General features: G+C 62.9%; 5 protein-coding genes. 3 read left to right on the top strand and 2 right to left on the bottom strand.

Annotated features, from left to right (window positions below; all coding sequences use genetic code 11):
* Positions 1-266: 266 nt before the first annotated feature.
* Positions 267-926: a hypothetical protein gene (locus B4N44_RS06915; protein ID WP_296698433.1), complete on the bottom strand. Its 660-nt coding sequence runs from the start codon at positions 924-926 to the stop codon at positions 267-269.
* Between the two features lie 112 nt (positions 927-1038).
* A complete protein-coding gene (locus B4N44_RS06910) occupies positions 1039-2901 on the bottom strand; it encodes a phosphoenolpyruvate carboxykinase (GTP) (protein WP_296698431.1) in 1863 nt (620 codons plus the stop codon).
* A gap of 371 nt (positions 2902-3272) precedes the next feature.
* On the opposite strand from B4N44_RS06910, the gene B4N44_RS06905 reads away from it, so the two are divergent.
* The 3 genes from B4N44_RS06905 to B4N44_RS06895 are packed head-to-tail and all read left to right on the top strand — an operon-like array spanning position 3273 to position 7050.
* Positions 3273-4202, top strand: a complete 930-nt coding sequence (locus B4N44_RS06905; RefSeq protein WP_296698428.1) for a cytochrome c3 family protein — start codon at positions 3273-3275, stop codon at positions 4200-4202.
* Positions 4202-4861, top strand: coding sequence for a cytochrome b/b6 domain-containing protein (locus B4N44_RS06900; RefSeq protein WP_296698439.1), 660 nt, complete (start codon positions 4202-4204; stop codon positions 4859-4861). The genes B4N44_RS06905 and B4N44_RS06900 overlap by 1 nt, the downstream gene beginning before the upstream one ends.
* Positions 4858-7050 carry a nitrite reductase gene (locus B4N44_RS06895; RefSeq protein WP_296698426.1) on the top strand — a complete coding sequence of 731 codons (2193 nt, stop codon included), beginning with the start codon at positions 4858-4860 and terminating at the stop codon, positions 7048-7050. Before B4N44_RS06900 ends, B4N44_RS06895 begins: the two co-directional genes overlap by 4 nt.
* Positions 7051-7098 lie beyond the last annotated feature (48 nt).

The following is a 7098-nucleotide window of genomic DNA, read 5'->3' as shown; positions in this document are numbered from 1 at the left end:
CTCAAAGTTGTGTATAATGGGATGCCTTGAGAGGATGCAATTCAGCACATTGGGTCGGATGAGCGATCGCGTCATCCGCCTTACTCCCGCAGCGTTCCGTGACGCTGCGATGCGGGATGGGTGAGATTGCGAGCCCCGGTAGGGTCCGACGCCTCGGATGCCGGAGGTCGCTCTGCTCACCCCAGCCGACCCTTCGATCAAGGTGTTCGACATCTTCCTGAGTCATCATCTCAAGGCACGCCGCGACGCATGACGAACCGGGCCGGTCACCTGCGAGCACGCACCTCGACCTTCACCAGCGGATGGGCCGCGCCGTCGCGCACCACGGCGCGATTCCACGGCACCAAGGCCGTCTGCAGCACGTCCCGGTACCATGCACGCGCCGCACCGTCCAGGCCCACCGTGATCAGACAGCGATAGCCCCGAATCCCGAAGCCATCGTCCGGACGCACCTTCAGGTCGTAGCCGGCAGCCGGGATGAGATCTTCCCGCCGACACTCTGCCATGACCCGCATGACGCAGGCCGTCATCGCCTCGATGTCCAGATCGGCGACATGCCGAGATCCCGTCCATCCAAACGCTCTCGTGCGGATGGCTTCGTCGGGCGCAGCAAGAAGCTGCCGCCGCCGTTGCGTGATCCAATCCCCTGCCACAAGCTGCACGGCCACCGAGGCAACCGACTCGGACGGGAACCTCTGCCCGGAAAGCGCGACGACCGAACGCGGAACAAAGGTGCCATGGAGACACATGGTCCGATCCATCCGCGGCCGCCCGACAGCACGATCGGCAAGCACATACCAGCGCCGCGCCTCGGCCATCGCGTGGGTATCGCGCACCGCCACCGCTCCGCTTGCGCCGAGCACCCAACCGTCGGGCCAGAGTGCGACCTGATAGGCCGGCAAAGCCGCGACGACCCGGGCGGCCATGTCCGACGCTCTTCCGGCGCCGGCGGCCGAGACCGATCGCCTGATCCGCAAGGGCGACAGGGACGCAAAAAGTCTCGACGGACCGGCCGCGAAGGATCGGTTCGGCACCCGATCAGGTCCTCTTGGTGCTGGACAGATCCCAGAGCGCCGGCGAGTGGAAGAGCCGGGCCAGCTGAAGCTCGCGCTCGCTTTCGAGCTCGCGCGGCAGATGGTCGCCGAAACGGGTGAAGAGTTCCTCCTGGTCGTGGGTCTCCAGTCGGGCCGCCTCGCGATCGATGTTCATGATCGAGTAGAACCGCTCGCGGTCGAAATTCAGCCCGTCCCAGTTGAATGCCTCGTAATCCGGGATCCAGCCGATCGGACTCTCCACGGCCGAGCCGTCGTCGTTGCAGCGTTTGACGATCCATTCGAGCACGCGCATGTTTTCGCCGAATCCCGGCCAGATGAAACGACCGTGCTCGTCCTTGCGGAACCAGTTGACGCGGAAGATCCGTGGCGGGGTGGAGACGCAGCGCCGGCCGATCCGCAGCCAATGCCGCCAATAGTCGGCCATGTTGTAGCCGCAGAAGGGCAGCATCGCCATGGGGTCGCGTCGCACGGCGGCCTGCCCGATCGCCGCGGCGGTGGCCTCCGAGCCCATGGTCGCGGCCAGATAGACCCCGTGCTCCCAGTTATAACTCTGAAAGACCAGCGGAAAATGCCGACTGACCCGGCCGCCGAACAGGAAGGCACTGATGGGCACACCCTTGGGGTTTTCCCATTCCGGATCGATCGAGGGACAGGCCGAGGCGGGGGCGGTAAAGCGCGCATTCGGATGGGCTGCGGGACGGCCGCAACCCGGTGTCCAGTCCTCGCCTTTCCAATCGATCAGATGATCGGGGGGCTCCTTGGTCATGCCTTCCCACCAGACGACACCGTCGTCGGTCAGCGCGCAGTTGGTGAAGATCGCATTCGCGCTCAGCGCTGCCATGGCGTTGGGATTGGAGTCCTCGTTCGTCCCGGGGGCGACTCCGAATAGACCGTATTCCGGATTGATCGCATAGAAGCGTCCATCCGCCGGATTGGGTTTGATCCAGGCGATGTCGTCGCCGACCGTCGTGATCTTCCAGCCCTCGAAGCCCTTGGGGGGAATGAGCATGGCGAAGTTGGTCTTGCCGCAGGCGCTCGGGAAAGCCGCGGCGACATAACGCTTCTCGTGCTCGGGCGACTCCACGCCCATCACCAACATATGCTCGGCCAGCCAACCCTCGTCGCGCGCCATCACCGAGGCGATCCGCAGCGCGAAGCACTTCTTGCCCAGCAGCGCATTGCCGCCGTAACCACTGCCGAACGACCAGATCTCGCGGGTCTCGGGGAAATGGGCGATGTACTTGTCCTCGATGCTGTTCGCACAGGGCCAGGGGACATCCTGCTCGCCGGGTTGCAGCGGCGCACCGACCGAGTGCACGCAGGGGACGAAATCACCATGCTCGCCAAGGCTGTCCAGCACCCGCTGCCCCATCCGGGTCATGATCCGCTGATTCACCACCACGTAGGGCGAGTCGGTGATCTGCACGCCGATATGGGCGATCGGCGAGCCGATCGGACCCATGCTGAAGGGAATCACGTAAAGCGTGCGCCCGCGCATGCAGTCCTTGAATAGACCCTTGAGGAGTGTCCTGGCCCTGCGCGGCTCCAACCAGTTGTTGGTCGGACCGGCGTCTTCCTCGCGCCGCGAGCAGATGAAGGTGCGGTCTTCCACCCGCGCCACGTCGCTCGGATGCGAGCGAGCCAGGAAGCTGTTGGGATGTCTCTCGGGATTGAGCCGGACGAAGGTCCCGGCATCGACCATTTCGGTGCAGAGTCGGTCGTACTCCTCTTGAGAGCCGTCGCACCAATAGACGCGATCGGGTTGGCACAGCGCGGCCAACTCCGTCACCCAGACCAGCAGATGACGGTTTTGAGTACGGGTCTCCCCGTCGTGCCTGGTGGTCATGCCGGACTCCTCATCGTTGTAAGGGTGTGTTGAACGGGTGTTGATCGGAAGAGGATACATTCGAGGCGATCATTGCGCATCGTCGAGTGCTCGGAAGAACGATTTTTTCCCGTGCTCGGCAACGACTCGAGCTGATTCCCGTGCGCCGCGCCCCACGGATTCGGCCGCAGCCCTGCTCGGAGATCGGCCGATGCTCGGCGCGGATGCTGGAACCCGGTGGCGAGCACGGGTAAGATCGAAAGCGATCGCGGCAATCAGGAAGCGCCATGAACGCCTTACGCAATCGGACGGCCCGACCGGGCGCCCAACGCCACCCCGATGACCCGTGCCCGCCCCCCACGACAGGTCGCCCCGGATCGACGAAAACCCGATTGGTCCGCCTCGGCTGGTCGCTCGTGCTCTGGCTCTGTCTCTTTGCGTTCGGGGCGAGCGCCGAACCGGCCGGCGACGCCGGCGACGAGCAGCTCGCCGAAGCCGCTGCGGATCGACACGCCTGCCTGCGCTGCCATGCCATGTCGAGCCTGGCCTACCGCGATCCCGAGACCAGCGAGATCATCGATCTGTCGATCGATCGCGACGGGCTCGCGCACTCGGTCCACGGCGAGCTGGCCTGCATCGACTGTCATCGCCGCAGTTACCGACGCTACCCGCATCCCGACCGGCCTGCTCCGGGTGATATGGACTGTATCGGCTGTCATGAGGGCGACGACCAAAACCTGAGCCGAGGGTGGGTCGACATCGATGCCGAGTTCAAGCGCAGCGTCCACGCCGTCTCCGACTCGCCGAAGGCCGCCGGCTTCAGCTGCCACTCCTGCCACGATCCGCATCGCTTCCGCCCGGCGGCGGTCGGAGAGCCGCTCGCGCAGATCGTGCGGAACCACAACGGGGTCTGCCTGTCTTGCCATAAGAGGCTGGTCTCGCCCTCCAGCACAAGCCATGACTGGCTGCCGAACCGCGACGCCCATTGGACATCGGTACGCTGCGTCGACTGTCACACGCCCGTCGCGGACTTTGCGAATCATGAGATTCTGCCGGCGGAGAAAAGCGAAAAGAATTGCGTCAGCTGTCACTCCGCCGACCCGCAGCTCCTTGCGCGCCTCTATCATTTCCAATCGGAAGAAGACATCGCCCGCCGCGGTTTGCTCGCCAAGGCCGTCTTCAACGAGGCCTATGTGGTCGGAATGAGCAAGAGCCCGGCGCTCGATCGACTCAGCCTGGCGATCATGGGTCTGATGGTTCTACTGCTCGCCGCACATGGCGTGGGTCGCTATCTCGCCCGTCGGGCGAACAGGAGGGCATGATGACGTCGCTGTATCTCTATCCGGTGTGGCTGCGGCTTTGGCACTGGGTGAATGCACTCTTGTTCCTGACCTTGATCGCCTCCGGGGTCAGCATGCATTACGCCGGAGCCGATTGGTTGATGCCTTTCGCCACCGCGCGGGTGGTGCACAATACTGCCGGAATTCTCTTGACCATCGGTTGGATCGGCTTCGTCGTCGCCAATGCCAGGAGCGAGAATGCGCGCCACTATCGCGTCCGATTTCGCACACTTATCGGGGATTTGATCGCTCAGACGCGTTACTACATGATCGGAATCTTTCGGCTCGAGCCGCATCCATTCCACGTCACGGAGGCCATGAAGTTCAACACGCTTCAGCAACTCAGTTATCTGGGCGTCATGTACGGCCTGATGCCGATCCTCCTCCTCAGCGGCTGGGCCTTTCTCTATTCGGTCTATCTGCCGGAGACCTTGTTCGGCCTCGGCAGCGTCTGGGTCGTCGCCATGACCCATGTCGTCGTCAGCTATCTGTTGGCCCTTTTTCTCCTGGTGCACATCTATATCATCACCACCGGCGAGACGGTCTTTTCGAATCTCCGCGCCATGATCACCGGTTGGCATCGCGAATCCGACCCGACCCGCACCGAGACCACGGCTCCGACCCCGCGTGAGACGCCATGAACGCATTCGACAAAATCCTGCTGACACCCAAGAACGCACGTCGGCTCCTCGTCACGGTTGCGGTCGGACTCCTTGTCCTGCTCATGCTCTACAAGGCGGTGTATCCGATCCTGTTCGACACCTATGTGGGCAAATCAAACGCCCCTTTGACCTATGCCAACAGTCAGCCGATCTCGGAGAAGGAGCTCGAGGCGATGGCGACCGAGCTCTCGCTGAACGCGCGTCGCGCGGCCGCCGAGGCGATCGTCGGGCAAGACGCGAATGCCTTCGCCCGCCGGGTCAAGGTCGAGATGCTCATGAACACGCAGTCCTTCATGCGCGAGCACGAGCCGACGCATATCAAATATTTTCGCGATGCGAATATCCTGCAGTACGAAGGACCCAAGACCTGCCTGCAGTGTCACGCCACCATTCAAGTGCGGCATCACGACGGGCGGACCTCCGAGGTCGACACACTCGACGACATCGTCAACTCGGTCCATTTCAAGTTCCAGAGCGACGGAGGCGGCGGTTTCTCGACTTACGGCTACGACGGACGCCGGGTGAACGCCGAGGGCAGCCGCCCGATTCCGGTCGGCAAGATCAACCGAGCCTGCGGCATCCCCGGCAGCTTCTCCTGGACCGGCTGGGCAGCACTGGTTGAAAGCCGACCCGAATCGGCGCATGGCGAGGTTGCATTACGCAGCGAAGGCTGTGGCCAATGCCATATCGGCGGCAATTATCAGCCGGCGACCGAAAAGATGATGCCGATCGGCGATGTACCCGATGTCGCGAAGGAAGGCATCGACTGTTTGATCTGCCACTCCACCGAATACGATATGAACCAGCGCTATGTGATCCGGGATGACGTCGGGCTACGTTGGAATCAGGATCGTACGATGCGCGCCGCCCTCACCGTGGGGCGCTCGACGACCAAAAATTGCCTGAATTGCCATCAGCACAACATGGGAGGGGATGCCTATCTGCACAACGAGGCCGCAAAGGCACTCGGGGAGAAGCACCAGCGCCTGCTTCATACAGGGGCCAAGCGGGGCAACCCCTTCAGTCCGCAGGACGACCTGCATGCCGCGGCCGGTCTGCAATGTACCGATTGTCATGTCCCCGAAGGCCACAAGATCCCGCGCGGTCGGATGGGCGTCGATCTGGTCGCCAACGATCTGCCGGATGTCGAGGTCTCGTGCGTGACCTGTCACAGCACCGCACCGCACAACCGATCCAAGCACAAGGCGTTGCTCAACGGGCATCTCGATCGGATCGCCTGCGAGACCTGTCATATCCGGGCGCTTCAGGACAACAACGTCGTGCTCCGCGATTGGGTTCACCCGACCTGGGATGCGGAGGAAGGCATCTTCACGCCGACCGACATCTATCGCTCCGGCGAGGTCAACAAGGGTTTCACCTTCCTCTGGTTCAACGGCAACGGGACCTTCCTGGCCAATGCCTTGGGCAACAATCCCAACGGCTCGACCGAATACGACCCGTTGATGCAGCAACTGGTCCGGATCGAGGATCCGGAGATCCTCGCCGCCGTGCGCGAGCAGGCGATCGAGCTGAAGAAGACCTATCCCGACATCGACGTGGATGCCTATGTCGAGGCCGCGACCGATCCGCTCTCTCAGCTCACGCCGGAACAATTGGACGAGCGGCGCCGGATGTTGGATCAAAATCTGCGTGCGCACATGAACGACGGGGAAAGCCGCATCTATCCCTTCAAACTCTTCAACGCCATGATGTACGAGGACATGGGGAATCAAGGCCCGTTCGGCGCCATGATCCTGCCGTTCGATTACGCGACCTACTACGAGACGGGCGACACGGCCGCCTCCGTCAAGCAGGCGATCCGCGATCCCATTGTGCAGCGCATGTACCAGGAGCCGTTCAAGCGCTACATGATGGACGAGTTCATGGCCTATTTCGGGGTCAGCGGCGGATGGAAAACCGATTATCCGCTGGTCGACGGAGAGCTTAATAACGTCGAGCCCAAGTGGATGCGTCAGATGGGCTCGCTCATGGTCAATCACGGCATTCAACCGGTGGGCCGCGATTGCGTCGAATGCCATTCGCCGAGCGGCATCTTGAATTACCGTGCCTTGGGCTATTCGCAGGAGCGTGCGGCGGAGCTCGAGAACCTCGACATCGTCGAGAATCTCCGACCTGCGGCCAGCCTCTCCGCGACGGATGGCGGCTAGTCCGCCTCCCGGGCGGCCCGATCATCAAGATCGTGCCGGCCGGGTCAC

It is taken from the genome of Thiocapsa sp. UBA6158 (assembly GCF_002423035.1).
GTDB lineage: Bacteria > Pseudomonadota > Gammaproteobacteria > Chromatiales > Chromatiaceae > Thiocapsa.
This window is presented reverse-complemented; position numbering and strand designations above follow the sequence as displayed.

Excerpts from the sequence above, each read along its gene's own strand:
- B4N44_RS06915 (WP_296698433.1), bottom strand. The coding sequence starts at position 926 with ATGGCCGCCCGGGTCGTCGCGGCTTTGCCGGCCTATCAGGTCGCACTC.
- B4N44_RS06910 (WP_296698431.1), bottom strand. The coding sequence starts at position 2,901 with ATGACCACCAGGCACGACGGGGAGACCCGTACTCAAAACCGTCATCTG.
- B4N44_RS06900 (WP_296698439.1), top strand. The coding sequence starts at position 4,202 with ATGACGTCGCTGTATCTCTATCCGGTGTGGCTGCGGCTTTGGCACTGG.
- B4N44_RS06895 (WP_296698426.1), top strand. The coding sequence starts at position 4,858 with ATGAACGCATTCGACAAAATCCTGCTGACACCCAAGAACGCACGTCGG.